We start from the raw sequence: 26,814 nt of genomic DNA, 5'->3' as shown, positions 1-26,814 counted from the left end.
GCCATGACCTGACTGCCAGTGACACGCAAAGAGACAATGGCGCGCCGCAGATACCATTGCAAATGCTATGCAAACGCCGCCCAGACGTTGGGCAAATCCATGCCAAAAGGACTGGGGCGTCGGCAATTTCATGCCTAGTCTTCCTCCTCGTCCCAGTCATTCCCCAGCGCGTCCGGCGCATCGGGCGCGAAGACCTGAGGGAAAGCGGCTTCAGCGCGCTTCACGTCGATCCGCAGCAGCGCATAGTAGGAACTAGGGTCGAACGGGTCTTCCGCAGGTATTACCTCGCGCCCGAAGAGCCAGGAAAGCCGCCCGGCATCTAGATTGCCACGCTCGAACGGTTCTTCCCCGAAACACTGCCAAAGTGCGGCCATGAAGGCCGCATCGGCCAGCCGGTCCACGTGCTTGCGATCCTTGTACCGCTCGCGCTTGATCAGCTTGGTCGCGCCCTCTTTCACGTTGGCGCGGCGGATGGTGAACTGGAAATCGGTGCCCGGCATCCGGCCGGGAAAACCGCGGTGCTTCAGCATCTGGTCTGTCTCCTGTCATGGCAGTCGACAGCACGGATAGGCGAAAGCGGCGGCGCAGCCCATAGGCCGCAGATCAGACCAGCAATGTCGGGACAGTTTTGCCTGCAGACCGCGCCGATGCGCAGGAGGCGAGGGATTGGTGCGGGCCTAGCCTGCGAAGGCAGGCAGGCCCGCTCCGGAAGATTACTTGTACTTGCCGGTGTCGGCGACTTCCGGCATGACCGGCTCGACAACAACTTCTTCTTTTTTGGCGCAGGCGGCGATAGCCGAAACCATTGCCAGAACCAGAACGAGACGTGCGCTCTTCGACATCCTCTACTCCATCTTTCTTTTGGTGCTTCGGACCCCTCGCGGCAATCCGGCACCTGTTCGCTGTTGAAGGCCGATTTGGCCCGGCCCGTCGCCACCCTAACCGAAAGAGATCCGGTTTGGTATGTCAGCCAGACCAAGTTCCCGACCTGTGGCGTTCCTACATCAGCCCATTGTGCAAGGCCAGCAGGAAAATCCATATGTGGCAACCGGAACGGCATCAGAATACCTCCCAGACGCAGGCACCGTTCTCGATCCGGAAGGATTCGAAGAATTGGACCACATCGGGAGCCGCTTCACCAAAGGGGACGGCGGCACTGGCAAACGAGATGATGATCTGCTGGGGTTCCGGCACCATACCGTCCGTCCGTTCCAGCGCAAAGCTGTCGCAAACCACCTGCATGTCGGCTGACGAGGCCTCGGCGTCTTCGGACGTCAGCCCCGCGGCCAGGAAGCGAAAGCGCGCCGCGGCACCCTCTGGTCCCGGGGCGTTGGTGATGACGTCGATCAGCGAAAGCGTGCGGCCCGACGGAACCTCGACCGTCGGCCCCGCCGTCGTGTCGTCCTGACAGCCCGAAACCGCCACCAGGGCAGCCAGAAGGAGGACAGAAAGGGTCCGGGTGTACTGCATGGTCAAAGCGGGATATTGTCGTGCTTCTTCCAGGGCATGACCGCCTTCTTGCCCCGAAGCGCCGCGAAGGCGCGCGCCACCCGGCGGCGGGTCGAATGCGGCATGATCACCTCGTCGATGAAGCCCTTTTCCGCCGCCACGAAGGGGTTGGCGAAACGGTCCTCGTAGTCCTTGACCCGTGCTGCGATCTTTTCCGGCTCGCCAAGTTCGGAGCGATACAGGATCTCCACCGCCCCCTTCGCGCCCATCACGGCGACCTCGGCGGTGGGCCAGGCATAGTTGAAATCTGCCTTCAGGTGCTTGGACGCCATGACCACATAGGCCCCGCCATAGGTCTTGCGGGTCAGGACCGTGACCTTCGGCACAGTCGCCTCGCCGTAGGCAAACAGAAGCTTCGCGCCGTGCTTGATGACGCCGCCGTACTCCTGCCCCGTCCCCGGCAGGAAGCCCGGCACGTCGACGAAAGTCAGGATCGGGATCTCGAAAGCATCGCAGAACCGGACGAAGCGGGCGGCCTTGCGGCTGGCGTCGATGTCAAGACACCCGGCCAAGACCATCGGCTGGTTCGCCACCACGCCCACCGTCTGGCCCTCAAGCCGGATGAAGCCGATGATGATGTTGCCCGCGAAATCCTTCTGCACCTCGAAGAAATCGCCCTCGTCGGCGACCTTCGCGATCAGTTCCTTCATGTCGTAGGGCTGGTTCGGGTTATCGGGCACCAAGGTGTCTAGACTGGATTCGATCCGCGACGGATCGTCGAAGAACGGCCGGACCGGTGCCTTCTGCCGGTTGTTCAGCGGCAGGAAGTCGAACAGCCGCCGCACCTCGGCCAGCGCCTCGACGTCGTTCTCGAAGGCGCCGTCGGCGACCGACGACTTGCGGGTGTGGGTTGATGCCCCGCCCAACTCCTCGGCCGTCACCACCTCGTTCGTCACGGTCTTCACCACATCGGGGCCGGTGACGAACATGTAGCTGGAGTCCTTCACCATGAAGATGAAGTCGGTCATCGCCGGGGAATAGACCGCCCCACCGGCGCAAGGCCCCATGATGAGGGAAATCTGCGGCACGACGCCCGAGGCTTCGATGTTGCGCTGGAACACCTCGCCGTAGGCCGCCAGCGAGGCGACACCCTCCTGGATGCGCGCCCCGCCGGAATCGTTGATCCCGATGACCGGCGCGCCATTCTGCATCGCCATGTCCATGATCTTGCAAATCTTCCCGGCATGGGTCTCGGACACCGAGCCACCCATCACCGTGAAGTCCTGGCTGAAGACATAGACCTGCCGGCCGTTGATCGTGCCCCAGCCGGTCACGACGCCATCGCCCGCGGGCCGGTCCTTTTCCATGCCAAAGTCGGTGCAGCGGTGGGCGACGAACATGTCGAATTCTTCGAACGACCCTTCGTCCAGCAGCAACTCGATCCGCTCGCGCGCTGTCAACTTGCCCTTGGCGTGCTGCGCGGCCACGCGACGTTCGCCCCCACCGGCGCGCGCGGCGGCACGACGACCCTCAAGCTCTCCCAGAATATCCTTCATCGCGCGCTCCCCCACGGTTGATGGTTCGCGGCAATCTAGGGGAACGCTGCATCTGCGAGAAGCACGAATGAGAAAATTTGCATATTGAGTCCAACCAGTCTGCGTCAAATTGCGAAGTTGCAAACAATTGGCCGTCAATCGCCCGCCGCGCTATGCCCACTACGCGCAAGAAACCCCGAGGACATCATGCTGAACCTGCCCATCCCCGTCGTGACAATTGGCCTGCTGCTTGCCTCGAACGTCTTCATGACCTTTGCCTGGTATGGGCACCTGAAGTTCAAGGAAAGCGCGCTGATCACCGTGATCCTTGTGTCCTGGGGAATCGCCTTCTTCGAATACGTCTTGCAGGTACCGGCAAACCGTATCGGTCACGGCTACTTTTCCGCCGCCGAACTGAAGACGATCCAGGAGATCATCACCCTTTCCGTCTTCGCCGTCTTTTCGGTCCTCTACCTGAAAGAACCGTTGCACTGGAACCACCTTGTCGGCTTCGCGTTCATCGGAGCGGGGGCGTTCTTCATTTTCTACAAATGGACGTGACGTCGGGTTTCCCCACCCCCGGCCCCGTGGACAAACCCGAACCGCAGGCGTAGCCGTTCCCCATGCAAGACGCCGTATTTCTAGACCGGACGACGCCCCCGAAGATCGTCACCCTCATTCTCATGGCCGGGCTTTCGGCCCTGACGATGAACATCTTCCTGCCCTCGCTGCCGGGAATGGCAACCTACTTCGGCGTCTCTTACGGCCTGATGCAGCAGTCGGTGGCACTTTACCTCCTTCTTTCGGCGCTTCTGCAGATCGTCATCGGCCCGATCTCGGACCGTTACGGCCGCCGTGCTGTCCTGATCTGGTCGCTGGTCCTGTTTCTTCTGGCGACGGTGGGCACCCTCCTCGCCCCCACCGCCACCTGGTTCCTGATCTTCCGCATGGCACAGGCGGTGATCGCCGCCGGCATGGTCCTGTCCCGAGCCGTCGTCCGCGACATGGTCGCCGATGCCCAGGCCGCCAGCATGATCGGCTATGTCACGATGGGGATGAGCCTGGTGCCCATGATCGGCCCCGTCATCGGCGGCGTCCTGGACGATTTCTACGGCTGGAAGGCCAACTTCGCGCTTCTCCTGATCCTCGGGCTCGCAACCTTGGCCCTGGTCTGGGCCGACCTCGGCGAAACCGCGACCCTCCGCCGCGTCAGTCTACGCGAGCAGATCCGGACCTACCCCACCCTCCTCACCTCACGCAGGTTCTGGGGCTACACGCTTTCGGCCGCCTTCGCCTCGGGTTGCTTCTTCGCCTACCTCGGCGGAGCGCCTTACGTCGGCGACAAGATTTACGGCTTGTCCTCGACACATGTCGGCGCGCTTTTTGCCCTGACGGCCATCGGTTATGCGTTGGGCAACTTCTTTGCCGGACGCTACTCCGTCCGCATCGGCATGAACCGGATGATCCTGATCGGCTGCACGGTCACGTCGCTTGGCCTTGCCATGCTGACCCTTCTGACCCTTGCGGGCCTGTCCGGTCCCACCACCTTCTTCGGCCTGACCGTCTTCATGGGCCTTGGCAATGGCATCTGCCTGCCCAACGCCAACGCGGGGATGCTGTCGGTGCGCCCCGACCTTGCCGGCACCGCCTCGGGCCTGGGCGGCGCGATCCTGATCGGCGGCGGGGCAGCATTGGCAGCACTTGCGGGCATCCTGTTAGGCCCCGGCTCGTCAGAGATGCCGCTCATCCTCCTGATGCTCGCGTCCTCGGTCGCGTCCGTCGTCTCCATCCTTTTCGTCATCCGCCGCGCGCGCCAGATCGGTGTGGCCTGACATCCCCATTGACGGACCTTTGCAAAGCGCCCCATAGCTTTGCAAAGAGGTGAAAATGGCGATCCAGAAGCTTTACGCCGGTGTCAAACTGCGCGAGATCCGCGGACGTCTGTCGCTGACCCAGAAGGCCTTCGCCGACAAGCTTTCGGTATCGCTGCCCTACCTCAACCAGATGGAGAACAACCACCGGCCCGTCAGTGCCGCCGTGGTCCTCGCCCTGGCGCAGGAATTCGGCCTCGACGTCACCGAACTGACCGTCGGCGAAAGCGAACGCCTTGTCACCGACATGCGCGAGGCACTGGCCGATCCGGTCTTCACCACCGCCACGCCGCCCCTGGCGGACCTGCGCCTTGCCGCATCGAACGCGCCCGCGCTGGCGCGCGCCTTCCTTGACCTCCACCGCGCCTACCGCCAGACGCACGAGCGCCTGGCCTCTCTGGACGAGGCTTTAGGTCGCGAAGATGCCTCGATGCGCCCGTCAGCATGGGAAGAGGTTCGCGACTTCTTTCACTATTGCGACAATTACCTGGATGCCATCGACCGCGCGGCGGAACATTTCGCGACCTCCGCAACCAATGGAAAGCCTGTAGAAATCCTGGCCCAGGATCTGCTCAAGCGCGCTGGCATCAGCCTGCACTATTCCAACACCGCTCCGCTTCGTCACTATGACCCTGCTGCCCGCCGTCTGGACATCTCGGCCCGTGCATCAGGTCCCTCGCAGCGCTTCCAGCTTCTGCACCAGATCGCCCTTCTGACCCAGAACGATCTCCTGGAAGCCACCCTCGACCTCGCCCGCTTTTCCACGCCCGAAGCGCGCGATATTGCCAAGATCGGACTTGCCAACTATTTCGCCGGGGCCGCCCTCCTGCCGTACCGCGCCTTCCTGACCATCGCCCAGGAGGTCCGCCACGATCTGGAGCGCCTTGCCGATATCTTCGGCGCCTCGATCGAACAGGTGGGCCACCGGCTTTCCACGATGCAAAGACCCGGCGCCAAGGGGATCCCGTTCTTCTTCGTCCGCGTCGATCAGGCGGGAACGATCACCAAGCGCCACTCCTCGACGCGCCTGCAATTCGCCCGCTTCGGCGGGGCCTGCCCCTTGTGGAACGTCCACCAGGCTTTCGAGACGCCGGGCCAGTTCCTGCGCCAACTGGCGGAAACGCCAGACGGTGTCCGCTACCTGTGCCTGGCCCGCGATGTCTCGAAACCTGCCGGAGCGTTCCTGGCCCCGGTCCGCCGCTATGCCATCGGGCTTGGCTGCGAAGTGCAGCACGCCCCGCAACTGGTCTACTCCGACGGTCTTGACCTGAAAGGCCGGTTCGAGCCCATCGGCATTTCCTGCCGGATCTGCGAACGCGTGAACTGCCACCAGCGCAGCGTTCCACCGCTGGAAGGGCGCTTGAAGATCAACCCGAACGCCCGGGACATCCTGCCATACGAGATCGGCTAGCCCCGCCGCCCCTGCAAGTAGGCGACGAAGCCGGAAAAGAAGCCGCCTACTTCCGCAGCGCCGCCGCGATCTGGTCCTTCAGCCGCGACCGCACCTTGCGCAGGGTTTCTTCCTCGGTCTCGGTCAGCAGATCCAGCCGCGCTTCCGACCGATGCACCTTGTCGTTGACCAGATCGTACTCGATCAGCAGACCGGCGAAATGCGGGTCTGCGACCTTCAATGCGCTGATCTTCTGCGCTTCTGCCGGGAATTCCTCATGCAGCGTGTGCGGGGTGTTCGACATGCCTGTCTCCTTTTTGACTGTCCCCGTCAGTCTAAAGGGTCCAAGCCGGTCAGGCTTTGACCGGGATCAAGTCGCGCGCGGCTGATCCCATTACCGCTGCGAGACGCGCCAGTTCGGGTTGATCCACGGTTCCAGGTTCGATGCCGGCAGGGGCGTGCGGCCAAGAATATGATCCGCCGCCTTCTCACCGGTCATGATCGAAGGCCCGTTCAGGTTGCCATTCGTGACCTGCGGGAAGATCGACGAGTCGGCCACGCGCAGACCTTCGACGCCAATCACCCGGCATTCCGGATCGACCACCGCCATCGGGTCGGACGCCCGGCCCATCCGGGCGGTGCCACAGGGGTGATAGGCGCTTTCGACATGATCGCGGAGAAAATCGTCCAGCTGGACGTCATCCTGGACCTGGGTTCCGGGCTGCAGTTCACCCTTCAGATACGGCTTGAACGCCTCCTGCCCGAAGATTTCCCGCGTGAGCCGGATCGAGGTGCGGAAATCCTCCCAGTCTTCGGGGTGCGACATGTAGTTGAACCGGATGACCGGCGCGTCCGCGGGGTTGCCCGACCGCAGCGTGATCGAGCCGCGCGACTTCGACCGCATCGGCCCCACATGCGCCTGGAACCCATGCCCGGCGGCCACGGCCTTGCCATCGTAGCGGACGGCAATGGGCAGGAAATGGTACTGGATATCGGGATATTCGACGCCCGCCTTCGACCGGATGAAGGCGCAGGCCTCGAACTGGTTTGAGGCGCCAAGCCCCTTGCCCGTCAGCAGCCACTGCGCCCCGACCCAGGCCTTGCCCCAGAGGTTCCAGTATTTGTACAGGGTGATCGGCTGGCTGGCCGCGAACTGCATGTAGATTTCCAGGTGGTCCTGCAGGTTCGCCCCGACGCCGGCGCGATCCGCGATCACGTCGATCCCATGCTCTTTCAGATGCGCCGCAGGTCCGATCCCCGACAGCATCAGAAGCTTGGGCGAATTGATCGAGGACGCGGCAAGGATCACCTCCCTGCCCGCCCGGATCACCTGCCGCCCCGCGCGGGTGTCGATCTCGACCCCGACCGCGCGCTTGCCTTCCATCACGACCTTGCGGGCAAAGCCCCGGACGATCTGCACATTTCCCCCCGCCATCGCGGGTTTCAGATAGGCATTCGCCGCCGACCAGCGCCGCCCCTTGTGGATCGTCGCTTCAAAGGGGCCAAAGCCTTCCTGCTGTCGGCCGTTGTAATCCGTCGTCACCGGATAGCCCGCCTGGCGCCCCGCCTCGATGAAGGCGTCGAAGAGAGGGTTTTCCCGTGGTCCGCGCGAGATGTGCAGTGGCCCGTCCGTCCCCCGGAACTCTGGCCCGGACCCGCCGTGCGACTGCTCCATCCGCTTGAAATACGGCAGCACATCGGCATAGGCCCAGCCATCCGCGCCCATCTCGGCCCAGGTGTCGAAGTCCTTCGCGTGGCCACGGACATAGACCATCCCGTTGATGGACGAGGAGCCGCCAATGACCTTGCCCCGCGGTGTCGCCAGAACCCGGCCGCCCAGATGCGGCTCGGGCTCGGTCGCGAACCCCCAGTCGTAGAGCCCCATGTTCATCGGATAGCTTAAGGCCCCCGGCATCTGGATGAACGGCCCCGCGTCGGACCCGCCATGTTCGATCACCGTCACCCGCTTGCCCGCCTCGGCCAGCCGGTAGGCCATCGCGCAGCCCGCCGAGCCTGCGCCCACGATCACATAATCCGCGTGCATCTCAGGCCCCCCGCGCCAGTTCCGCGTCAAGGTGGCGCAGCGCCATCCCCACCGCCAATGCCCCGTCCGGGGCCCCCGATTTCAAAACCTCACGCAGGTACAAACCGTCGATCAGCGCCCCCAGCGATTCGGCAATCGCCTCGGCCCGCACGCCCGCCAGGGGCCGAAGCCCCGCCACCAGGTTCGACCGCAGCCGCCGCTGGTAGACCGCCAGAAGCCGCTTCGCCTCGGGCACCGTCTGCGCCAGCACCCAGAAGTTCAGCCAGGCGCCCACCGCCTCGCGCCGGAAGTTGCCGGGGCTGAACGACGCCCGCAGAATCGCCCGGATCCGCCCCTCCGGCCCCTCGGCCGCCGCCAGGGCACCCCGCACTTCCGCGCCGTAAAGCGTCATGATGTGGCGCATCGCGGCCAGAAACATCTCTTCCTTCGAGCCGAAATAATGGTGCGCCAGCGCAGAAGACATCCCCGCCCGCTTGGCGATCTGGCTGACCGTCACGTCCAGAGACCCCACCCTGCCGATCTCGACAATGGTGGCTTTTACCAACGCTTCCTTGCGGATAGGCTCCATTCCAAGCTTCGGCATTCGGTGCGGCCCCAGAAAACTCTTGCCAAACCGAATAAGGGCGAAGTTTATTGACTCGTCAATCAACAAAAATACGGGGAGCCTGCCATGACCATCCGATCCACCCTCCTCACGAGCGCTGTCACCTTCGCAATGGCCGGATCTGCCTTTGCCGAAGGCTGCGACAAGATCGTGTTTTCCGACGTCGGCTGGACCGACATCACCGCCACGACGGCCGCGACCACCCTCGTTCTCGAGGCGCTGGGGTATGAGACCGAGACCAAGGTCCTCGCCGTCCCTGTCACCTATACCGGCCTTGCCGAGGGGGACATCGACGTGTTCCTTGGCAACTGGATGCCCACGATGGAGGCTGACATCGCCCCCTACCGCGACGCGGGCACCGTGGACACCGTCCGCACCAACCTTGAAGGCGCGAAGTACACCCTGGCGACCAACGAGGCCGGTGCCGCGCTTGGCATCAAGGATTTCAAGGATATCGCCACGCACAAGGACGCGCTGGAAGGCCAGATCTACGGGATCGAGCCCGGCAACGACGGCAACCGCCTGATCCAGGACATGATCGCTTCGGGTCCCTTCGGGCTTGACGGCTTCGAGGTCGTCGAATCCTCCGAACAGGGCATGCTGGCCGAGGTCGCCAACAAGGACGCCGAAGGCGCGCCCATCATCTTCCTCGGCTGGGAACCCCACCCGATGAACGCCAACTTCAAGATGACCTACCTGACCGGCGGCGACGACTACTTTGGCCCCAACTTTGGCGGCGCGACCGTCGCGACCAACACCCGCGCGGGCTATGTCGCGGAATGCCCGAACCAGGGCAAGTTCCTGCAAAACCTCGCCTTCTCACTGCCGATGGAAAACGAGATCATGGGCGCGATCCTGAACGACGGCACCGACCCGCGCGATGCGGCCAAGGCCTGGCTCGCCGCCAACTCAACCGCCTGGGAAGGCTGGCTTGACGGTGTGACCACCAAGGACGGCGGTGACGCCAAGGCTGCCGTTACGGCCGCCCTCCAGTAACCAGCGCGGCCCCGAACCACGGTTCGGGGCCTTTTTCGTGACGGGGGACGGATGGAATTCCTGACAGCATGGGAAATTCCGGTCGGCAAGGCGGCAAAGATCGCGTTCGACTGGCTGAAACTGAACTTCAAGGAAAACTTCAAGGACTTCGGTGACGCCACCGAAAGCGCCATCGAAGGGCTGATCGGTCTCTTGCAGGAACCGCCGCTTGACGTGCTGGCGCTGGTTGTGGCCGTTCTTGTGCTCGCCATCCTGCGGCGATACCGCGACATGGGCGTCGTGGCCGGGGTCGGGCTTGTGCTGATCCTTGGCCTGCGGATCGCCGGGGTCGCCGTGCCCGCCCTGCCGGAAAGCCTTGCCCCCTTGGTCGTCGTCGCGCTTTTCATGGCCCTGACTTGGGTCATCCAGCGCCGCTGGCAGCCCGTGGTCATCGTCCTTGTCGGCTTTCTCTACATCATCAATCAGGGCTACTGGGACAAGACGACCGAGACCTTGGGCCTCGTCGCCTTCGTCTGCGCGATCTGCATGGCGCTTGGCGTGCCGATCGGCGTCGCCGCTGCCCACCGGCCCCGGATGTATCAGGCGATGCAGCCGGTCCTTGACCTGATGCAGACCCTGCCCGCTCCGGTCTACCTGATCCCCTTCGTCATCCTGTTCGGCATCGGGGTGGTTCCGGCGCTTTTCGCCTCGATCATCTTCGTGGTGCCCACGTCGATCCGCCTCACGCACCTTGGCGTCTCCACCACCCCCACCGCTCTGCTGGAGGCCGCAACCGCCTTTGGTGCCACCCCCAGGCAGGTGCTGTACAAGGTCGAACTCCCTTACGCCTTCCCGCAGATCATGGCGGGCCTGAACCAGACCATCATGCTGTCGCTCTCGATGGTCGTGATCTCCGCTTGGGTAGGCGCCGCTGGCCTGGGCGTCCCGGTGGTCGAGGCGCTAAACCGCGTCCGTCCCGACCAGGGGTTCGAGGCCGGGGCCGTGATCGTCGCCCTTGCCATCCTGCTTGACCGCATGCTTCGGGTGACCCGCACATGACCCTGCCCGCAGTAGAATTCGACCGCGTCTCCATCGTCTTCGGCGACCACCCGGAACGCGCCATGCCTCTCATGGACCAGGGTCAATCCCGGTCCGAGGTGCAGCAGGCCACCGGCCAGGTGCTGGGGGTGCACGACTGCAGCCTCACCGTCGCGACCGGCGAAATCCTTGTTCTGATGGGGCTTTCCGGCTCGGGCAAGTCCACCCTTCTGCGGGGCGTGAACGCCTTGAACCCCGTGGTGCGCGGTGAGGTCCGGATCAACGACGGCGACAGGATGGTGTCGGTCACCAAGGCCGACCCCGCGTCGCTCCGCCGCCTGCGCGCGACCCGGGTCGCGATGGTGTTCCAGCAGTTCGGCCTTCTTCCCTGGCGCACGGTGCGCGAAAATGTCGGCCTGGGGCTGGAGCTTGCGGGCATATCACCCGAAGAGCGCGGTCCCCGCGTCGATGCGCAGTTGCAACTGGTGAACCTCAGCCAATGGGCCGAGCGTCGGGTGGGCGAGCTTTCGGGCGGCATGCAGCAGCGCGTCGGCCTTGCCCGCGCCTTCGTCACTGAAGCGCCGATCCTTCTGATGGACGAGCCGTTTTCCGCCCTCGACCCCCTGATCCGCGCCAAGCTGCAGGACGAGCTTCTGGACCTGCAAGCCAAGCTGAAACGCACGATCATCTTCGTCAGTCACGACCTGGACGAGGCGTTCAAGATCGGCAACCGCATCGCGCTGATGGAAGGCGGCCGGATCGTCCAATGCGGCACCGCCCGCGAGATCATCGCCAATCCCGTGTCCGACTACGTCGCCGAGTTCGTGGCCCACATGAACCCCTTGGGTGTGCTGACCGCGCGGGACGTGATGGTCAGCGGGCCGGGCGAGGGTCAGGAAGTCGGACCGGAAACCCCGGTCAAGACGGTGATGGAGGCTTTGCGCGGCGGGGCCTCGACCCTGGTGGTGGCCGAGGGCGGCACCCGGCTAGGGGTGATAAGGTCAGCTGACGTGATGGGCCGCCTGCTGAACCCGCGCAACGGTTGACCGACCGGGAGCCGGAATTTTCGAAAATTCCGTGCAAAAATCTTCGAAGATTTTTGGCCCGGCGTCAGACGCGCTCCCGGTCTTCACAAGTTAAGAAACCCTGAACGACCGCTACCAACCGGTTGATTTCAAAGGATCATCCCGGCGTGCCACCGTGGGCGCTCATTCCGCCGCGGCGCCTGCCTTTTTCGCCGGGGCCTTCTTCGCCGGTGCCTTCTTCGCCGGGGCTTTCTTCGCAGCCCCCGCCTTTGCCGGAGCCTTCTTCGCCGCCGGTTTTGCCGCCGCCTTCTTCGGCGCGGCCTTCTTCTTCCCGCCGGACTTCCCCGCCTTCTCGGCGATCAGGACCAAAGCTTCCTCCAGCGTGACGGCCTCCGGCTCCACCCCCTTCGGCAGCGTCGCGTTGACCTTTTCCCACTTCACGTAAGGCCCGTACTTGCCGGGCATAACCTGGATCTCGCCCCCATCCGGGTGCGCCCCAAGCGACCGCAGCGGCCCGGCAGGCGCCGCCCGTCCGCCCCGCGTGGCCTTCTGGGCCAGCACTTCCATCGCCCGGTTCATCCCGATGGTGAAGACTTCCTCGACGTCGGGAATGTTTGCATAGACCGATCCATGCTTCACATAGGGCCCGAACCTGCCGATGGCGGCCTCGACCGGCTGGCCGTCCTCGGGGTGCTTGCCCACCTCTCGCGGAAGCGACAGCAAGGCCAGTGCCCGTTCCAGCGTCAGCCCGTCCGGCGTCCAGCCTTTCGGGAGGCTCGCCCGGTCCGGCTTTGGCTGCGCCTCTGTCGCCTCACCGCGCTGGACATAGGGGCCGAACCGGCCCGCCCGCATCGAAATCTCGACCCCGTTTTCGTCCTGCCCCAGAATGCGCCCGTCTGACGCGGCACCCTCGGAATCCCCCGCGATGGGCCGGGTATACCGGCACTCCGGATAGTTGCCGCAACCGATGAACGCCCCGCCAGAGCGGGCCGTTTTCAGATGCAGCCGCCCCGTCCCGCAGGTCGGGCAGACCCTTGGGTCGCTGCCATCGGCCCGCGCCGGGTAAAGGTGGGGGGCCAGGAACTCGTCCAGCTTGTCCAGCACCTCGCCAATCCGAAGGTCCGCCGTTTCGGCCACGGCCGCCGAAAAGTCGCGCCAGAAGCGGGTCAGCACGTCCTTGTAATCGCGGTCGCCGGCAGAGACGTCGTCGAGTTCGGTCTCAAGATCGGCAGTGAAGTCATACTCCACATACCGCTTGAAGAAATTGGACAGGAAGGCCGTCACAAGCCGCCCCTTGTCCTCGGGGAAAAGCCGGTTCTTGTCCTTCCGGACGTATTCCCGGTCAACGATGGTGGTCAGGACCGAGGCATAGGTCGATGGGCGACCGATCCCCAACTCTTCCATCCGCTTGACCAGCGTCGCTTCGGTGTAGCGCGGCGGGGGCTGGGTGAAGTGCTGCTCGGGCGTGATGCCGCCCTTGTCCAGCTTTTCGCCCTGCATGACCTGCGGCAGGCGGCCTTCCTCATCGTCTTCGTCATCGCGGCCCTGATCGTAGACCTTGAGGTAGCCGTCGAAGAGAACGACCTGCCCGTTCGCCCGAAACGCCACTTCGCCATCGGACGAGGCAATGTCGACCGCAGTCCGCTCCAGACGCGCGGCGGCCATCTGGGAGGAGATTGTGCGCTTCCAGATCAGGTCGTAGAGCTTTCTCTGGTCATCCTCGACGCGGATCTTTTCCGGCCCGAGCCCCATCTCTGTCGGGCGGATGCATTCATGCGCTTCCTGCGCATTCTTGGCCTTGTTCTTGTACATGCGCGGGCTGGCGGGGACGTAATCCTCGCCGAAGCGACGCTTGATCTCGTCGCGGGTGGCCATCACCGCTTCGGGGGCCATGTCGATGCCGTCGGTCCGCATGTAGGTAATGTACCCCGCCTCATAGAGGCGTTGCGCGGCGTTCATGCATTGTTTGGCGCCCATGCCATATTTGCGGGAAGCCTCCTGCTGGAGGGTCGAGGTCATGAAGGGCGGCCAGGGGTTGCGCGTCGCGGGCTTCGATTCGACCGACATCACCTTGAAATCACGGTGCTTTGCTGCCTCGACGGCAAGCTCGGCGGCGGTGGCGGTGGGGATGTCGAACTTGGTCAGCTTTCTGCCGCCAAGGGTGACCATCCCGGCCTCGAACTCCTGCCCGCGGGGGGTACGGAAGACGGCTTTGACGGTCCAGTATTCCTGGGCCTTGAAGGCCTCGACCTCCATCTCGCGCTCGACGATCAGGCGGAGGCAGACGGATTGGACGCGGCCCGCGGACCTGGCGCCGGGAAGTTTCCGCCACAGGACAGGCGAGAGGGTGAAGCCGACGAGGTAGTCCAGCGCGCGGCGTGCGAGATAGGCTTCGACCAAGGGCGTGTCGATGTCGCGCGGCTCTTTCATCGCCTTGGTCACCGCGTCCTTGGTGATGGCGTTGAAGGTGACGCGGGCGACTTTTTTACCTTTCTTCAGGCTGCCTTGCAGGGCTTCCTTCAAGTGCCAGCTGATCGCTTCACCCTCACGGTCGGGGTCGGTGGCGAGGATCAGGGTGTCGTCGGTCTTCAAGGCCTCGGTGATCGCGCGGATGTGCTTTTTCGACTCGGGGGAAACTTCCCACAGCATGTCGAAACCGTTCGCGGGATCGACGGAGCCGTCCTTTGCCGGAAGGTCGCGGACGTGGCCGTAGGAGGCGAGAACGACGAAGTCGGGGCCGAGATACTTGTTGATTGTCTTGGCTTTGGCGGGGGATTCCACGACGACGACTGGCATGTGTTCCTGAAACTCCCGGGCCGGCAAATGGCGGGGCAACATGTGGGCGAAGCGGGAGGCTTGTCAACCGGGGGTCAGGAGGAGGTGCCGTGGGAAGGGGGCCGGAGCGAAGGTTCGGGGAAGGTGAACGGCGCAGGGTAAGGCAGCGGGACATGGGGAAGGTGGCGCACCACAATGCCTTGTGAACGCAGGATTAACTGGCGTCACCGTGGCAAGATCCGGCCTATTCCCGGCATATGCTTTCGGTATGCATTCGATGCATACGCGCGTATGTCGCAGCCGTCGTTAACCAGATCCGTCGAATCGGCCTTTTGGTCGGGCGGTGGGCGGATCGCCCACCCTATTCCACCCGCGCCAGAAGGCCGCCGGGCTGGCGGGCGATGCGACCGTCAAGCTCCAGCGTCAGAAGTTCGGGCGCAAGCTGGGCGGAGGTGACGTTGAGGTCGCGCATCAGCTGGTCCTCGGCCAAGGGGCTGGGACCCAGGCGGTTGAGGATCATCGAATGGAGGAGGGCCACCTCTTTCAGCGGGCGCTGGGGCGTCGGAGAGCCGGGCAACGGGGCAAGGCGCATTTGGGGTTCGGGCGTGCCGTCTGTCGGGGCGCCAAGCGCTTCCAGCACGTCTTGGGGGCCACGGACAAGCAGCGCGCCGTCGCGGATCAGCATGTTGCAGCCGGACGCGCGGGCATCGAAGGGGTGGCCGGGGACCGCCATGACCTCGCGGCCATAGTCCAACGCGGCGCGGGCGGTGATCAAGCTGCCGGATTTCGCGGCCGCCTCGACCACGATCACGGCGCGGGAGAGGCCTGCCACGATGCGGTTGCGCAAGGGGAAGTGGCGGGCCTGAGGCTCCAGACCGGGGGGGTGTTCGCTGATCCGGCAGCCCGCCGCGTCGATCGCGGTGGCAAGGGCGGTGTTCTCGGACGGATAGATCACGTCAATGCCACCGGCCATGACGGCGACGGTGCGGCCTTCAGCCTCAAGCGCGGCTTCGTGGGCGGCCGTGTCGATCCCGCGGGCAAGGCCGGAGACGACGGTAAATCCGGCCTCGGACAGACCGGCGCCCAACCGTCGCGCCATGCGGACGCCAAGAGACGAGGCGTTGCGGGCACCGACCATGCCGATGGCGGGGCGGTTCAACAAGGAAATGTCGCCCAAGGCCCAGAGGACGGGCGGGGCATCGGGAATGTCGAGGAGCGCCTGCGGATAGTCAGGATCGCCATGCACGAGAAGGGTCGCACCCAGCACGCGGCCCTGCTTCAGTTCGGCCTGAACGACGCCCAGCGGGCAGACCTCATACTCTGCGACGCCGGCGGCCCTGGCGATCGCCGGCAAGGCGTTCAATGCCGCACGGGCCGACCCATGTTCGGCCAGAAGCCTGTGGAACGTCACCGCGCCGACCCTGCGGGAGCGAACGAGGCGCAGCCGGTCGAGACGGTCATCCTTCGTCTGGGGTGTGGGGTGTGTGGGGTTCGAAAGCTGCCCGTCTGCCATCCGCTGCCTCGCCTCGTTCGCCTGGGCACTCTGCATCGGAAGTGGTTAACGAAATCTGAAGGCCGTCTTGAGCGGTCAGTCTTGAACCTGCGTCGCTTATTTGATCAAATGGAAGCAACGTGACCCTGGGGCCGGACAAACGACTCGGGCGGGGTCCTTCAGGGAGCTGGAACCATGCTGAACGCCGAAGTAGCCAAGCGCCGCGACGATGCCATCTCGCGCGGGGTGGGGATGATGACCCAGATCTATGCAGATAGGGCGCTGAACTCCGAGGTCTGGGACATCGAGGGCAACCGCTACATCGACTTTGCGGCCGGGATCGCGGTGGTGAACACCGGGCACTGCCACCCGAAGGTGATGGCGGCGGTGGCGAACCAGATGACCAAGTTCACCCACACCTGCCACCAGGTGATGCCCTACGAGAACTACATTCGCCTGGCCGAGCGTCTGAATGACAAGGTGCCGGGGCCGTGGAAGAAGAAGACGATCTTCGTCACCACCGGGGCCGAGGCCTGCGAGAACGCGATCAAGATCGCCCGCATCGCCACGGGCCGCAACGCCGTCATCGCCTTCGGCGGCGGGTTCCACGGCAGGACCTTCATGGGAATGTCGCTGACCGGCAAGGTCGAGCCCTACAAGAAGGGTTTCGGGTCGATGATGCCCGACGTCTTCCACGTGCCCTTCCCGATGGCGCCGCATGGCATTTCGACCAAGGACGCGATGGCGGGGATCGAGAAGCTGTTCAAGGCCGACCTCGACCCGGCACGTGTCGCCGCGATCATTTTTGAGCCCGTGCAGGGCGAGGGCGGGTTCTATCCCGCGCCCACGGACCTGGTGCGGGCGATCCGCGCGCTTTGCGACCAGCATGGCATCGTGATGATCGCCGACGAGGTGCAGACGGGCTTTGCACGGACGGGCGCGCTGTTCGCGATGGAAGCGCATGGCGTTGCCGCCGACCTGACGACGATGGCCAAGGGGCTGGCGGGTGGGTTGCCGCTGGCGGCGGTCACCGGCAAGGCCGAGCTGATGGATGCGGCCAATCCCGGCGGCCTGGGCGGGACCTATGCCGGCAACCCGCTGGGCATTGCCGCGGCCAATGCCGTGCTGGACGTGATCGAGGAGGAAGACCTCTGCGGCCGGGCGAACGAGCTTGGCAGCCGCCTGAAGCAGCGGCTGGAGGCGATCCGCGCTACCGCGCCCGAGATCATCGACATCCGGGGCCCCGGCTTCATGGTGGCGGTGGAATTCGCGAACCCCGGCACCAAGGAGCCCGATGCGGGCTTTACCGGGCGGGTGCGGCTGGAGGCGCTGAAGCGCGGACTTCTGCTGCTGACCTGCGGCGTTTACGGCAACGTTGTTCGCTTCTTGGCGCCAATCACCATCCCTGACGCGCATTTTGCCGAAGCGATGGACATTCTGGAGGCGTCGATCGCGGCAGCGCGGCAGTAGGGCGCTGCGCGGAACCCTTTCGGCGATTGCGGGTTGTAAGCACAGCAACGGATCGGTCGGTTTCCGCGCATCGCGTCAATTCATGGCGCAAGGCGGGGGGCAGACAGGTACTGTCCGTCCGCAGACTCACAACTGGAGTAATCCCATGAAACGTTTCCTTCTGACCCTTCCCCTGCTGGCCCTCCCGATCGCAGCCTGCACGCCTGCCGAGCAGAATGCGGCTCTGGGTGCCGTCGGCGGTGCTGCCGTAGGTGCTGCGGTGTCGTCGGGTGACGACCGCGAAAAGGGCGCCATCGTCGGTGCCGTGGTCGGCGTTGCCGCCTCGCAGCTGCTTGGGCCCGTCCCGCAGCGCACCGGCAAGTGCTACTACCGCGACCAGTACGGCAACCGCTTCATCGCGGACTGCCGCTAAGACCTTCGCCCCGGCCCCATCGCGGGCCGGGGCAGACCCCTTTCGGACGGGGGGTGAAGCGGCTAGAAGAGCGGGCAATCCGCATTCAGGCCGCCTATGTCCGAGCTTTCCCCCGGCATCGAACTGACCTCCGCTGGCGCAAGTCTGGGCGGTCGCAAGGTGCTGGACGGCCTGACGCTCCGGTTGACCGAGGCGCGGATCGGGGTGCTGGGGCGGAACGGGTCCGGCAAGACCACGCTTCTGCGCCTGATCGCGGGGCTGATTGCTCCGGATGCCGGGACGGTTCGGGTGGACGGGATCGATCCCTTCACCGACCGGAAGGCCGCTTTGGCGGCGCTGGGTATCCTGTTCCAGAATCCCGACCATCAGATCCTGTTTCCGACGGTCGAAGAAGAACTGGCCTTTGGCCTTCGGCAGCAAGGTCGGACGGCTGTCGAGGCTGCGGATATGGTTGCGGACCTGCTTCGCGCCGAAGGGCGCGCGCATTGGGCGAAGGCTCCGGTCACCAACCTGAGCCAGGGGCAGCGGCATTACCTTTGCCTTCTGTCGGTCCTCTTGATGCAGCCGCGCACGATCCTGCTGGATGAACCATTGGCCGGCCTGGACCTGCCGACGCAGGCGCGGCTGGCCCGGCGTTTTGCTGCCCTGCCGCAGCGGCTGGTGACGATCACGCATGACCCCGCTGTACTGGCGGAGGCTGACCGCGTGCTGTGGCTGGAGGCGGGCCGCGTGGTCGCCGATGGCCCCCCGGTTGAGGTGCTGCCCGCCTTTACCGCCGAGATGGCCAGGATCGGAGCGCGCGATGCTGACGCTGACCTCGCCGGTTGAGACCTGGGCGCATCGGCTGCCTGCCGGGGGAAAGCTGGCCGCGCTGGCCGTCGTGACAACGGCGCTTTTCCTGGTGGGTTCGCCCTGGCTGCTGGCCGGGGCGTTTGCCGGGACCGCCTTCCTGTATCTGACCGGGGGTGTCGCGTTCTCGCAGGCCGGATTGCGCCAGCTTTGGCCGCTTTGGCCCTTTGTGCTGATCGTCGGGCTTTGGCATCTGTGGGCCGCAGAGGTTGTGCAGGGTGCTGCGATCCTGCTTCGGATGGTGTCCGCCGTGGCCTTGGCGAATTTCGTGACGATGACCACGCGGCTGTCGGACATGCTGGCGGTGTTCGAGCGGCTGGCGCGGCCCCTGTCGCCGATCCTGCCACCGCGGCGGCTGGCGCTGGCCTTTGCCTTGGTGATCCGGTTCATCCCCGTCATGCTGGACCGGATGGGCCTGATCCGGCAATCCTGGACCGCGCGGTCGCCCCGCGCGCCGCGCTGGCGGGTGATGGTTCCAGCGACGCTGGCGGCTTTGGACGATGCAGATCGGGTGGCCGAAGCCTTGCGGGCGCGGGGCGGTGCAGGTTAAAGGGCGGGACCTTCGGAGGACCGCATGGAACGCAACCTGACTCACATCGCCCTTTTTGCAGCGCTGATTGCCGTGCTGGGACTGGTGCCGAAGCTTGACCTTGCGGCGGGGGTTCCGATCACGGCGCAGTCTCTGGGCATCATGCTGTGCGGCACGGTGCTTGGAGCCAGGCGCGGTGCCTTGGCGGTGCTTCTGTTCCTGGCGCTGGTCGCGGCCGGCCTGCCGCTCCTGTCGGGCGGGCGCGGCGGGATCGGGGTCTTTGCCGGGCCGTCCGTCGGCTTCCTGGTCGGCTTTCCGGTCGCCGCCTTCGTCGCGGGCTGGGTGATGGAGCGGACCACGCTTTCCCCTGCCGTGGCGGCCACCGCAGCCTCGGTCATCGGCGGGATCGGGGTGCTTTATGTCTTCGGGATCGTGGGCATGGCGCTGGTCCTTGGCAAGACGCTGTCCGAGGCGGCCTTCCTGTCCTTTGCCTTCCTGCCGGGCGATGCGGTCAAGGCGGTCATCGCGGGTCTCGTGACGCAAAGCCTGGCGCGGATGCGTCCCGCCTCGCTTTTGTCACGCGCCTGAGGCTTCGACGAGAAGCGCCGTCCCGATCCCGCCTGCCGCCGCGATGGCCGCGAGGCCCCGGCCCTGTTGCAGGCCGTGGAAGAGCCGCACCGCAAGGATTGCGCCCGACGCGCCGATGGGGTGGCCCCGGGCCAGCCCGCCCCCGCCTGGATTGACGATCTGCGGGTCAAGGCCTGCGCTGTCGATAACGGCAAGGGCCTGGACCGCGTAGGCCTCCATGATCTCGGCCTGAGCCAGCGGTTCACCGCCCCAGATGCGCCGGATGGCGGCGACGGGGGCCAGTCCGGGCTCTTCGGGGTTGCCTCCCACGGATGCGCCGCCAAGGAGCGCGAGGCCCCTGCCCTGCGCGATCCGGTCCGAGACGACGAGGCAGACTGCGGCGGCGTCGGCCGCGACGGCGGCGGTCGCGGCGGTGATGCTGCCGGTCAGGACGGGGGCCTTTGCGAAGAGCCGTGGTGTCAGGACGCGCGGGAAGGTGTCGCGGGCGATGCCGTTCAGGGAGAGGATCTCAGCGGACTGGTCAGCCGCAAGCGCATTGGCGTGGCTTCGGATGGCCCAGCTTTCCTGGCGGTCGCGGGACATGTTCAGACGCCGGGCAAGCGCCTCGGCGGCCTGGGTCATGTCGGGGTCACGGTCCGGCCAAGGGGTGAAGGGGGCCTGGTCGTACGGCGTCGGCGTCCCGCCGTCCGGGTCGGTTCTGAGACGCAGGGGACGGCGGGAGTAGCTTTCGACGCCCCCCGCCAGGATGACCTCGGCGGCACCGGAGTCGATCAGGGCCCTGGCGAGGAGGATGGCATCAAGGCCGCCCGCACATTGCCGGTCGATGGTCAGGCCCGCGACCCGGTCGGGAAGGCCTGCGGCAAGGGCCGCGCGGCGCGCCGGGTTGCCGCCCGCGCCGAGGGCGTTGGACAGGATGACCTCATCGACCCGGGCGGCATCGATCCCGGCATCGGCGAGGCAGGCTTGCAGGACCGGGGCGGCGAGGTCCTCCAGCGAAAGCCGCGCGAAAGCCCCGTTGCGCGGGACGACGGCAGTGCGGCGGGCGGCGATCAGACGCGCCATAGCACTTCCTCCAGCGCCTTGAAGTCGGTCTTGCCGGAGGCAAGCATGGGCCAGTCCTGCCGCCAGATCAGGGACTTCGGGGATATGAGCGGGCCGAGTTCCCGGCGCAGGGTGGCCAGGATCGCGGGTTCCTGCATCGGGTCGCCTTGCAGGACGGAGACGAGGGCATGGCCGCGTTTGGCGTCCGGGACGGGCAGGACGGCGGCACGGGTGACGCCGGGAAAGCTGTGCAGGAGCGCTTCGATTTCTTCGGGGAAGACGTTCTGGTCGGCCACCGTTACCATGCGACCCGCGCGGCCTTTGAGGTAGAGGTAGCCGTCCCGCAACTCGCCGATCTCGCCCACGGAAAGCCAGCCGTCGCGCCAGCGGGTAGCGGCGGGAGTTGAATGGAGCGCTGGCGCGCGTTCCTTTTGTCTCGCCTCTGCGCGTGAAGGACGCGCAACCGGCTCGGACGCGCCTCCGGCGGGGATATTTGGGCAAATGTGAAAGGCATAGTCGAGAAAGAGGTAGGGGCTTTTGACCCAGACTTCTCCGGTCGGGTCGAGATGGAGGTCGACGCGGGGATAGGGGCGGCCGACCGAGGCGTCGGGGGTGGTTTCGTCGGCGAGGGTGATGAAGCTGGTCTCGGCGGCACCGTAGAACTCGCGGACCTGGGCGTTGGGCGCGAGGATGGTGAGGGCGGCGCGGAGGGTGGGGTCAAGCTTGGAGCCGCCGACGAGGATCAGGCGGAGGGCGGGGAGCGTGCCGGGTCCGAGGATCAGACGCAGTTGCGCGGGGGTGGCGTAGAGGTGGGTGATCTGGCGCTGTGCCAGGGCGGTGCGTTGCCGGTCGGGACGCAGGTCGCTGAGAAGGTGAACCTGCGCGCCCAGATGCAGGCCCTCGATCGCGCCGTAGAGAGAGAGTGAGTGGATCAGGCGGCCCAAGGTGGCGACCTGTGCGCCGGGGCCGATGCCAAGGCTGGCGTTGACGGCAAAGCTGGCAGTCCAGGAGCCTTGGGTGCGAAGGATGCGGCGCGGCTGGCCGGTGGAGCCGGAGGTGAGGGTTTCCAGGATCGGTTGGCTGTGCGGATTGGGCGATGGCTGGTCGGGCGCGCCGATGCGGAAGGCGGGGTGGCCGATGGCGGCGGCGAGGCCTTGCGGGGTGTCGGGAAAGATGCTGCCCGACGCGGGCGGTTCCCCCAGGTGGGGAGGCGATGGGGGTGGTGGACAGCCGGGCAGAACTTCTGATCCCGCGCTATCGAAGAGCCAGGCCTCGGGGTGCCAGCGGAAGCGGTCGGTCATGCCTTCAGAAGCGAGGCGATCCGGCGCAGCGCGAGGAGGTAGCCCTCGGTCCCGCAGCCCGCGATCACCCCGTCGGCGCGGGCCGAGACGTAGGAGTGGTGCCGGAACGCCTCGCGCTTGTGGATGTTGGAGATGTGGACCTCGATCACCGGGCCATCGTAGGCGTTCAGCGCGTCCAGGATCGCGATGGAGGTGTGGGAATAGGCACCGGGGTTGATGATGATCGCGGCGGAGGTCCCCCGCGCTGCGTGGATCCAGTCGACGAGTTGGCCCTCGTGGTTCGACTGCTGGGCGCGGACGGTCAGCCCAAGCTCTTCGGCGAGGTCGGCAACGCGAGCGACCACGTCGTCCAAAGTCTCGCGACCGTAGATTTCGGGCTGGCGGAGGCCGAGGAGATTGAGGTTCGGGCCGTTGAGAAGGGTGACAAGCTTCGGCATGTGATCGTCCGCACTAAGGGTCGCGCGAGATTAGCCGATATGCCCCCCCCAGCAACTGACAAAACGGGCAGCAACGGGCAAAAAGGTGGCGGCTTTCCGGGGCACTGTGGGGACAGGTCGGAAAGCCGCCCAGGGAGACGACGGTTGCCCCTGAGGGGCGGATGTCAGGCGACTTTTTCCAGCACCACCTGCGGCTGGATGCCAAGCGCGCGGACGACCTCGCGGGTCAGGTGCGGGCGGTTCAGGGTGTAGAAGTGCAGGTCTTCAACGCCGCCCTGGATCAGTTTGTCGCAAAGCTGGGTCGCATGGGTGAGGGCCAGCAGCTCCTCGCGCCCGTCGCGGGCGGCGGTGGCGAAGGCTTCGTCCAGCTTCTGCGGAACGCTGGTCCCGCAGCGGCGGGCAAATTTCTTGGCACCTTCCCACGAGGTGATCGGCAGGATGCCGGGGATGATCGGGGCGGTGATCCCGGCCTTGGTGCAGGCATCGCGGAAGCGGAAGAAGGTGTCGGCGTCGAAGAAGAACTGGGTGATCGCGCTGGAGGCCCCGGCGTCGATCTTGCGCTTGAGCCAGGTCACGTCAGAGGTCTTGTCGGCGGCATCGGGATGCGGCTCAGGGTAGGCGCCGACACGGATCTTGAACTTGCCGGTGCGGGCCAGCTTTTCCACCAATTCCACCGAGTTGGCAAAGCCCAAGGGGTGCGGGACAAAGCGTTGCGCGCCCTTCGGTGCATCACCGCGCAGGGCGACGATCTCGGTCACGCCGGCAGCGGCATAGGCCTCGGCGATGGCCAGCGTCTCGGTCCGGGTGGCATCGACGCAGGTGAGGTGCGCGGCAACGGGCAGGCCGTAGTTGCGGTGGATGGTCGAGACCGCCTCATGAGTCAGGGTGCGGGTGGTGCCGCCCGCGCCATAGGTGACCGAGACGAAGGAGGGCTGCATCGGGGCCAGCGCCTGCACCGTTTCCCACAGCCGGAACGAGGCGTCCAGCGACTGCGGCGGGAAGAATTCAAAGCTGATGCGGGGCGCGTTGGTCATTGGTGGTCTCCTTCAATGACCCTCTTGTCGCAGATCGCATCATGTGAGACCAATTCATAATTCTCACCATCTTCATGAGGCTGGTTCATGTACATCGAGTTGCGTCACCTGCGAACGATCCGGGCCATCCAGCAGGCCGGGGGCCTCGCGCGGGCGGCGGATGTGCTGAACATGACGCAATCCGCCTTGTCGCATCAGGTGGCGGGGCTGGAAGCGCAGGCCGGGATGGAGCTGTTCGTGCGTCGGTCGAAACCGATGCGCCTGTCGGCGGCTGGGGTCAGGATGCTGCGAGCGGCCGAGCGCATCCTGCCCGAGATCGACGCGATGGAGGAGGAGTTCCGCAGCTTGCGGGCCGGGCGGACGGGACGGCTGCACATCGCCATCGAGTGCCACGCCTGTTTCGACTGGCTTTTCCCGGTGCTGGAGATGTTCCGCCACGCCTGGCCCGAGATCGACGTGGATATCCGCGCGGGGCTGGCGTTCGAGGCCCTGCCGGCGCTGAACCGCGAGGATGTGGACCTGGTGATCAGTTCAGATCGGGAGCCACCGCCGGGAATCGTGTTCAACCCCCTGTTCGACTATCACCCGACGTTCGTGGGGTCCGCGCAGAACCCCTTGGCCGCGAAGGAATTCATCACCGCCGAGGACTTCCGCGACCAGTTGCTGATCACCTACCCGGTCAGCCGGGACAAGCTGGACGTGTTCACCGAACTCCTGACGCCGGCGAAAGTGGAGCCCCGGGCGCAACGGACAGCCGAGTTGACGGCGGTGATCCTGATGCTGGTCGGATCGAACCGGGGGGTCGCGGTGCTGCCGGACTGGGTGATGCGCGAGGTGAAGACGAACGCCGATTACATCACGCGGCCCTTGGGGCCGGAGGTGGTGACCAAGCGGATGTATGCGGCGACGCGGGAAGAGGATGCGGCCAAACCCTACATGGCGCATTTCCTGCGGCTGGCGCGGTCCGAGCCGGTGAAACTGCAGCGCGGGTGACGCCTCCTCGTGCGACTTCGTCTTCTCGTCGGTGGGCCCTGCGAGGAGTGACGACGTCGAAGGCGGGCGTCAGGCGCGGATCGTGTCCGCCAACGGCTTGAAAAGCCCATCGTTCGCGGCGATCAGCGCGCCGTCGAGCGGATCGGTGCCTTCGCGCAGGCCCTCGACCAGGCCGCCGGCTTCCTTGACCAGAAGCACCCCCGCCGCAATGTCCCAGACCGACAGCTCACGTTCCCAATAGCCGTCGAAGCGGCCAGCGGCGACGTAGGCGAGGTCCAGCGAGGCCGCACCCCAGCGGCGCACGCCGGCGCAGGCGGGCATCAGGCGCCCGAGGTCCTTCAGCGTGGCGGGCAGCGTGGATTTGGCACCGAAGGGCACGCCCGTCGCGAACACCGCCTCGTGCATCGCCCGGCGACCGGACACCCGCAGGCGGCGGTTGTCGTTCAGCCAGCAGCCGGCGCCCTTTTCGGCCCAGAACATCTCGTCCTTGGCGGGGTCGTAGACGACGGCGGAGACGATCTCGCCCTTGTGCTCCAGCGCGATCGACACGGCCCAATGCGGCATCCCGTGCAGGAAGTTCGTGGTCCCGTCGAGAGGATCGACGATCCAGCGGCGGGTCGGGTCGGCGCCGGCGGTCATGCCCGTCTCTTCCCCGATCCAGCCATAGGTCGGGCGGCCGGCAAGGAGTTCCTCCTTGATCATCCGCTCGGCCTCGCGGTCGGCCTTGGTGACAAAATCCCCCGGACCCTTGGTCGAGACCTGAAGGTTTTCAACCTCGCGGAAGTCCTTGACCAGCGAGCGCCCCGCCTTGCGGGCGGCCTTGATCATCAGGTTCAGGTTGGCACTGCCTTGCATGGGCTTCACTCCGGTCGGTTCACGGCGGTCGGGATCTGTCAGGCGTTCGGGGAAACGGGTCTGAAGAAGTCGGGCGGGCATACACGCGGGACGCCGCGAAGTGAAGTGCCGGCATGGGCTTCGCCGGCGTGATCCTACGCTTTGATTTGCTTTGCCGCCGGAACCGGGCATTCTGGGACGGCATTGGAGCTGAGGGGAGGCCAGATGATCCTTGATTGGCTACTGACCGCGCCGGGCGCCACGGTGATCGGGGGCGGGCTTGTCGGTCTTTCCGCAGCACTTCTCTTGGTGCTGACCGGGCGCGCAATGAATCTGTCCGACATGCTGGGCAGCCTTCTGGGCGGAAACGAGGGTCTGGCGGCGGCCAGCATCGCGTTTCTGGCCGGGATGGTTCTGGCGCCGACGATCTGGCAGATCTGGGTGCCTCTGCCGGACGCCGGCGGCGCAACCAATGTACCGCTTGTTCTGGTGGCCGGGCTGCTTGCCGGCTTTGGCGCGCGTCTTGGCAGCACCGGCATCAGCGGGCAGGCGATCCTTGGGCTCGCGCGGCTGTCGAAGCGGGCGCTGGTTGCCGTGGTTTGCCTCCTTCTGGGCGGGCTCGTTGGTGTGATGGCGTCCGGCTGGGTCCGCAGCGGCACGGTGGCGCCATGATCCGGCTTGCGGCACTGGCCTGCGGGCTGCTTTGCGGAGGCGGCCTCATCCTCTCGGGTCTGGCCGACCCCGCGCGGGTGCAGGCCTTTCTGCGCCCCGGTCCGGACTGGGACCCGAGCTTTGGCCTGGCACTTCTTGCGGCGATTGCCGTTGCCTTCATCGGGGTGCGCCTGCACCGGCGGCTTGGGCAGCCCCTCCTCCCCGGCCCGTCGGTTCCCGCTGAAGCCGAAGGTCTTGACGCAAGGCTTGTCGCGGGAAGCCTGATCTTCGGGCTGGGTTGGGGGCTTTCGGGCTTTTCGCCGGGGACGGCGCTGGTCGCTGGCGGGCAGTTCCTTGGCGATGGCGCGCTGTTCGCGACGGCGGCCCTGGTCGGGATGCTGGTGCATGATCTTGCGACGGCGCGCGGCCGCGCGTCGATGAAGAACCTGCGCTCCCGCGGCTAGCGGTTGCTTTCCG

28 protein-coding genes are annotated in these 26,814 nt (G+C 65.8%); 14 read left to right on the top strand and 14 right to left on the bottom strand.

Annotated features, from left to right (window positions below; all coding sequences use genetic code 11):
• Nucleotides 1-134: 134 nt before the first annotated feature.
• From Q0C42_RS09955 to Q0C42_RS09940, 4 genes are all read right to left on the bottom strand, one after another.
• On the bottom strand, nucleotides 135-530 hold the full coding sequence (locus Q0C42_RS09955; protein WP_295074705.1) for a hypothetical protein: 396 nt from the start codon (nucleotides 528-530) through the stop codon (nucleotides 135-137).
• A 183-nt stretch (nucleotides 531-713) separates the two neighbouring features.
• Entirely contained in the window at nucleotides 714-842 is a 129-nt protein-coding gene (locus tag Q0C42_RS09950) for a hypothetical protein (RefSeq protein WP_295074703.1), read from the bottom strand.
• A gap of 217 nt (nucleotides 843-1,059) precedes the next feature.
• Nucleotides 1,060-1,470, bottom strand: coding sequence for a DUF6497 family protein (locus Q0C42_RS09945; RefSeq protein WP_295074701.1), 411 nt, complete (start codon nucleotides 1,468-1,470; stop codon nucleotides 1,060-1,062).
• Between the two features lie 2 nt (nucleotides 1,471-1,472).
• The gene (locus Q0C42_RS09940) at nucleotides 1,473-3,005 is read right to left on the bottom strand and encodes an acyl-CoA carboxylase subunit beta (RefSeq protein WP_295074699.1); all 1,533 of its coding nucleotides are present in this window, start codon (nucleotides 3,003-3,005) and stop codon (nucleotides 1,473-1,475) included.
• A gap of 186 nt (nucleotides 3,006-3,191) precedes the next feature.
• Here Q0C42_RS09940 and Q0C42_RS09935 point away from each other — a divergent pair, with 186 nt between their 5' ends.
• The 3 genes from Q0C42_RS09935 to Q0C42_RS09925 all read left to right on the top strand — a co-directional run bounded on the left by Q0C42_RS09935 (nucleotide 3,192) and on the right by Q0C42_RS09925 (nucleotide 6,266).
• Entirely contained in the window at nucleotides 3,192-3,545 is a 354-nt protein-coding gene (locus Q0C42_RS09935; protein ID WP_295074697.1) for a DMT family protein, read from the top strand.
• Nucleotides 3,546-3,607: 62 nt separating this feature from the next.
• Nucleotides 3,608-4,816 (top strand): multidrug effflux MFS transporter, encoded by a 1,209-nt coding sequence (locus Q0C42_RS09930; RefSeq protein WP_295074695.1) that lies wholly within the window; start codon nucleotides 3,608-3,610, stop codon nucleotides 4,814-4,816.
• Between the two features lie 55 nt (nucleotides 4,817-4,871).
• Entirely contained in the window at nucleotides 4,872-6,266 is a 1,395-nt protein-coding gene (locus tag Q0C42_RS09925; RefSeq protein ID WP_295074693.1) for a short-chain fatty acyl-CoA regulator family protein, read from the top strand.
• Nucleotides 6,267-6,312: 46 nt separating this feature from the next.
• Here the strand turns inward: Q0C42_RS09925 and Q0C42_RS09920 are convergent, their stop codons facing one another.
• The 3 genes from Q0C42_RS09920 to betI form a co-directional block, all read right to left on the bottom strand.
• A complete protein-coding gene (locus Q0C42_RS09920; protein WP_295074691.1) occupies nucleotides 6,313-6,549 on the bottom strand; it encodes a DUF465 domain-containing protein in 237 nt (78 codons plus the stop codon).
• A 90-nt stretch (nucleotides 6,550-6,639) separates the two neighbouring features.
• Nucleotides 6,640-8,289, bottom strand: coding sequence for a choline dehydrogenase (gene betA / locus Q0C42_RS09915; protein WP_295074689.1), 1,650 nt, complete (start codon nucleotides 8,287-8,289; stop codon nucleotides 6,640-6,642).
• A gap of 1 nt (nucleotide 8,290) precedes the next feature.
• Nucleotides 8,291-8,872 (bottom strand): transcriptional regulator BetI, encoded by a 582-nt coding sequence (gene betI, locus Q0C42_RS09910; RefSeq protein ID WP_295074687.1) that lies wholly within the window; start codon nucleotides 8,870-8,872, stop codon nucleotides 8,291-8,293.
• An 87-nt stretch (nucleotides 8,873-8,959) separates the two neighbouring features.
• Between betI and choX the strand changes: the two genes are divergently transcribed.
• Genes choX through choV form a run of 3 tightly spaced genes read left to right on the top strand, consistent with a single transcriptional unit; the run spans nucleotide 8,960 to nucleotide 11,952 of the window.
• Entirely contained in the window at nucleotides 8,960-9,889 is a 930-nt protein-coding gene (choX, locus tag Q0C42_RS09905) for a choline ABC transporter substrate-binding protein (protein WP_295074685.1), read from the top strand.
• Between the two features lie 51 nt (nucleotides 9,890-9,940).
• Nucleotides 9,941-10,927, top strand: coding sequence for an ABC transporter permease subunit (locus Q0C42_RS09900; protein ID WP_295074683.1), 987 nt, complete (start codon nucleotides 9,941-9,943; stop codon nucleotides 10,925-10,927).
• A gap of 2 nt (nucleotides 10,928-10,929) precedes the next feature.
• The gene (gene choV / locus Q0C42_RS09895; protein WP_295075323.1) at nucleotides 10,930-11,952 is read left to right on the top strand and encodes a choline ABC transporter ATP-binding protein; all 1,023 of its coding nucleotides are present in this window, start codon (nucleotides 10,930-10,932) and stop codon (nucleotides 11,950-11,952) included.
• A gap of 162 nt (nucleotides 11,953-12,114) precedes the next feature.
• Here choV and topA read toward each other — a convergent pair whose 3' ends face one another.
• Nucleotides 12,115-14,727: a type I DNA topoisomerase gene (topA, locus tag Q0C42_RS09890; protein ID WP_295074681.1), complete on the bottom strand. Its 2,613-nt coding sequence runs from the start codon at nucleotides 14,725-14,727 to the stop codon at nucleotides 12,115-12,117.
• Nucleotides 14,728-15,067: 340 nt separating this feature from the next.
• Nucleotides 15,068-16,219: a DNA-processing protein DprA gene (dprA, locus tag Q0C42_RS09885; RefSeq protein WP_295075320.1), complete on the bottom strand. Its 1,152-nt coding sequence runs from the start codon at nucleotides 16,217-16,219 to the stop codon at nucleotides 15,068-15,070.
• A 174-nt stretch (nucleotides 16,220-16,393) separates the two neighbouring features.
• Here dprA and Q0C42_RS09880 point away from each other — a divergent pair, with 174 nt between their 5' ends.
• The 5 genes from Q0C42_RS09880 to Q0C42_RS09860 all read left to right on the top strand — a co-directional run bounded on the left by Q0C42_RS09880 (nucleotide 16,394) and on the right by Q0C42_RS09860 (nucleotide 20,046).
• Nucleotides 16,394-17,668, top strand: a complete 1,275-nt coding sequence (locus tag Q0C42_RS09880) for a 4-aminobutyrate--2-oxoglutarate transaminase (protein ID WP_295074679.1) — start codon at nucleotides 16,394-16,396, stop codon at nucleotides 17,666-17,668.
• Between the two features lie 145 nt (nucleotides 17,669-17,813).
• On the top strand, nucleotides 17,814-18,080 hold the full coding sequence (locus tag Q0C42_RS09875) for a glycine zipper 2TM domain-containing protein (protein WP_295074677.1): 267 nt from the start codon (nucleotides 17,814-17,816) through the stop codon (nucleotides 18,078-18,080).
• Nucleotides 18,081-18,176: 96 nt separating this feature from the next.
• Nucleotides 18,177-18,908 carry an energy-coupling factor ABC transporter ATP-binding protein gene (locus Q0C42_RS09870; RefSeq protein ID WP_295074675.1) on the top strand — a complete coding sequence of 244 codons (732 nt, stop codon included), beginning with the start codon at nucleotides 18,177-18,179 and terminating at the stop codon, nucleotides 18,906-18,908.
• On the top strand, nucleotides 18,883-19,479 hold the full coding sequence (locus Q0C42_RS09865) for an energy-coupling factor transporter transmembrane protein EcfT (RefSeq protein WP_295074673.1): 597 nt from the start codon (nucleotides 18,883-18,885) through the stop codon (nucleotides 19,477-19,479). Before Q0C42_RS09870 ends, Q0C42_RS09865 begins: the two co-directional genes overlap by 26 nt.
• 24 nt (nucleotides 19,480-19,503) lie before the next feature.
• Nucleotides 19,504-20,046 carry a biotin transporter BioY gene (locus Q0C42_RS09860; protein WP_295074671.1) on the top strand — a complete coding sequence of 181 codons (543 nt, stop codon included), beginning with the start codon at nucleotides 19,504-19,506 and terminating at the stop codon, nucleotides 20,044-20,046.
• Here the strand turns inward: Q0C42_RS09860 and Q0C42_RS09855 are convergent.
• From Q0C42_RS09855 to metF, 4 genes are all read right to left on the bottom strand, one after another.
• Complete coding sequence (locus tag Q0C42_RS09855) at nucleotides 20,035-21,108, bottom strand: thiolase family protein (protein WP_295074670.1); 1,074 nt, start codon at nucleotides 21,106-21,108, stop codon at nucleotides 20,035-20,037. The genes Q0C42_RS09860 and Q0C42_RS09855 overlap by 12 nt on opposite strands.
• On the bottom strand, nucleotides 21,096-22,388 hold the full coding sequence (locus Q0C42_RS09850) for an AMP-binding protein (protein ID WP_295074669.1): 1,293 nt from the start codon (nucleotides 22,386-22,388) through the stop codon (nucleotides 21,096-21,098). The genes Q0C42_RS09855 and Q0C42_RS09850 overlap by 13 nt, the downstream gene beginning before the upstream one ends.
• Entirely contained in the window at nucleotides 22,385-22,825 is a 441-nt protein-coding gene (gene aroQ / locus Q0C42_RS09845; protein WP_295074668.1) for a type II 3-dehydroquinate dehydratase, read from the bottom strand. Before aroQ ends, Q0C42_RS09850 begins: the two co-directional genes overlap by 4 nt.
• A gap of 164 nt (nucleotides 22,826-22,989) precedes the next feature.
• Entirely contained in the window at nucleotides 22,990-23,859 is an 870-nt protein-coding gene (metF, locus tag Q0C42_RS09840) for a methylenetetrahydrofolate reductase [NAD(P)H] (RefSeq protein WP_295074667.1), read from the bottom strand.
• Between the two features lie 87 nt (nucleotides 23,860-23,946).
• Between metF and Q0C42_RS09835 the strand changes: the two genes are divergently transcribed.
• Nucleotides 23,947-24,852, top strand: coding sequence for a LysR family transcriptional regulator (locus Q0C42_RS09835; protein ID WP_295074666.1), 906 nt, complete (start codon nucleotides 23,947-23,949; stop codon nucleotides 24,850-24,852).
• Between the two features lie 69 nt (nucleotides 24,853-24,921).
• Here Q0C42_RS09835 and Q0C42_RS09830 read toward each other — a convergent pair whose 3' ends face one another.
• Nucleotides 24,922-25,707, bottom strand: coding sequence for an inositol monophosphatase family protein (locus tag Q0C42_RS09830; protein ID WP_295074665.1), 786 nt, complete (start codon nucleotides 25,705-25,707; stop codon nucleotides 24,922-24,924).
• A gap of 204 nt (nucleotides 25,708-25,911) precedes the next feature.
• Here Q0C42_RS09830 and Q0C42_RS09825 point away from each other — a divergent pair, with 204 nt between their 5' ends.
• On the top strand, nucleotides 25,912-26,358 hold the full coding sequence (locus Q0C42_RS09825; protein WP_295074664.1) for a hypothetical protein: 447 nt from the start codon (nucleotides 25,912-25,914) through the stop codon (nucleotides 26,356-26,358).
• Nucleotides 26,355-26,801 carry a DUF6691 family protein gene (locus Q0C42_RS09820; RefSeq protein ID WP_295074663.1) on the top strand — a complete coding sequence of 149 codons (447 nt, stop codon included), beginning with the start codon at nucleotides 26,355-26,357 and terminating at the stop codon, nucleotides 26,799-26,801. The genes Q0C42_RS09825 and Q0C42_RS09820 overlap by 4 nt, the downstream gene beginning before the upstream one ends.
• Nucleotides 26,802-26,814: the final 13 nt, after the last annotated feature.

It is taken from the genome of Tabrizicola sp. (genome assembly GCF_022842145.1).
Taxonomy (GTDB): domain Bacteria; phylum Pseudomonadota; class Alphaproteobacteria; order Rhodobacterales; family Rhodobacteraceae; genus Tabrizicola.
This window is presented reverse-complemented; position numbering and strand designations above follow the sequence as displayed.

Coding starts and splice junctions, on each gene's coding strand:
- Q0C42_RS09955 (WP_295074705.1), bottom strand. CDS start 530: ATGCTGAAGCACCGCGGTTTTCCCGGCCGGATGCCGGGCACCGATTTC.
- Q0C42_RS09950 (WP_295074703.1), bottom strand. CDS start 842: ATGTCGAAGAGCGCACGTCTCGTTCTGGTTCTGGCAATGGTTTCGGCT.
- Q0C42_RS09945 (WP_295074701.1), bottom strand. CDS start 1,470: ATGCAGTACACCCGGACCCTTTCTGTCCTCCTTCTGGCTGCCCTGGTG.
- Q0C42_RS09940 (WP_295074699.1), bottom strand. CDS start 3,005: ATGAAGGATATTCTGGGAGAGCTTGAGGGTCGTCGTGCCGCCGCGCGC.
- Q0C42_RS09935 (WP_295074697.1), top strand. CDS start 3,192: ATGCTGAACCTGCCCATCCCCGTCGTGACAATTGGCCTGCTGCTTGCC.
- Q0C42_RS09930 (WP_295074695.1), top strand. CDS start 3,608: ATGCAAGACGCCGTATTTCTAGACCGGACGACGCCCCCGAAGATCGTC.
- Q0C42_RS09925 (WP_295074693.1), top strand. CDS start 4,872: ATGGCGATCCAGAAGCTTTACGCCGGTGTCAAACTGCGCGAGATCCGC.
- Q0C42_RS09920 (WP_295074691.1), bottom strand. CDS start 6,549: ATGTCGAACACCCCGCACACGCTGCATGAGGAATTCCCGGCAGAAGCG.
- betA (WP_295074689.1), bottom strand. CDS start 8,289: ATGCACGCGGATTATGTGATCGTGGGCGCAGGCTCGGCGGGCTGCGCG.
- betI (WP_295074687.1), bottom strand. CDS start 8,872: ATGCCGAAGCTTGGAATGGAGCCTATCCGCAAGGAAGCGTTGGTAAAA.
- choX (WP_295074685.1), top strand. CDS start 8,960: ATGACCATCCGATCCACCCTCCTCACGAGCGCTGTCACCTTCGCAATG.
- Q0C42_RS09900 (WP_295074683.1), top strand. CDS start 9,941: ATGGAATTCCTGACAGCATGGGAAATTCCGGTCGGCAAGGCGGCAAAG.
- topA (WP_295074681.1), bottom strand. CDS start 14,727: ATGCCAGTCGTCGTCGTGGAATCCCCCGCCAAAGCCAAGACAATCAAC.
- dprA (WP_295075320.1), bottom strand. CDS start 16,219: ATGGCAGACGGGCAGCTTTCGAACCCCACACACCCCACACCCCAGACG.
- Q0C42_RS09880 (WP_295074679.1), top strand. CDS start 16,394: ATGCTGAACGCCGAAGTAGCCAAGCGCCGCGACGATGCCATCTCGCGC.
- Q0C42_RS09875 (WP_295074677.1), top strand. CDS start 17,814: ATGAAACGTTTCCTTCTGACCCTTCCCCTGCTGGCCCTCCCGATCGCA.
- Q0C42_RS09870 (WP_295074675.1), top strand. CDS start 18,177: ATGTCCGAGCTTTCCCCCGGCATCGAACTGACCTCCGCTGGCGCAAGT.
- Q0C42_RS09865 (WP_295074673.1), top strand. CDS start 18,883: ATGCTGACGCTGACCTCGCCGGTTGAGACCTGGGCGCATCGGCTGCCT.
- Q0C42_RS09860 (WP_295074671.1), top strand. CDS start 19,504: ATGGAACGCAACCTGACTCACATCGCCCTTTTTGCAGCGCTGATTGCC.
- Q0C42_RS09855 (WP_295074670.1), bottom strand. CDS start 21,108: ATGGCGCGTCTGATCGCCGCCCGCCGCACTGCCGTCGTCCCGCGCAAC.
- Q0C42_RS09850 (WP_295074669.1), bottom strand. CDS start 22,388: ATGACCGACCGCTTCCGCTGGCACCCCGAGGCCTGGCTCTTCGATAGC.
- aroQ (WP_295074668.1), bottom strand. CDS start 22,825: ATGCCGAAGCTTGTCACCCTTCTCAACGGCCCGAACCTCAATCTCCTC.
- metF (WP_295074667.1), bottom strand. CDS start 23,859: ATGACCAACGCGCCCCGCATCAGCTTTGAATTCTTCCCGCCGCAGTCG.
- Q0C42_RS09835 (WP_295074666.1), top strand. CDS start 23,947: ATGTACATCGAGTTGCGTCACCTGCGAACGATCCGGGCCATCCAGCAG.
- Q0C42_RS09830 (WP_295074665.1), bottom strand. CDS start 25,707: ATGCAAGGCAGTGCCAACCTGAACCTGATGATCAAGGCCGCCCGCAAG.
- Q0C42_RS09825 (WP_295074664.1), top strand. CDS start 25,912: ATGATCCTTGATTGGCTACTGACCGCGCCGGGCGCCACGGTGATCGGG.
- Q0C42_RS09820 (WP_295074663.1), top strand. CDS start 26,355: ATGATCCGGCTTGCGGCACTGGCCTGCGGGCTGCTTTGCGGAGGCGGC.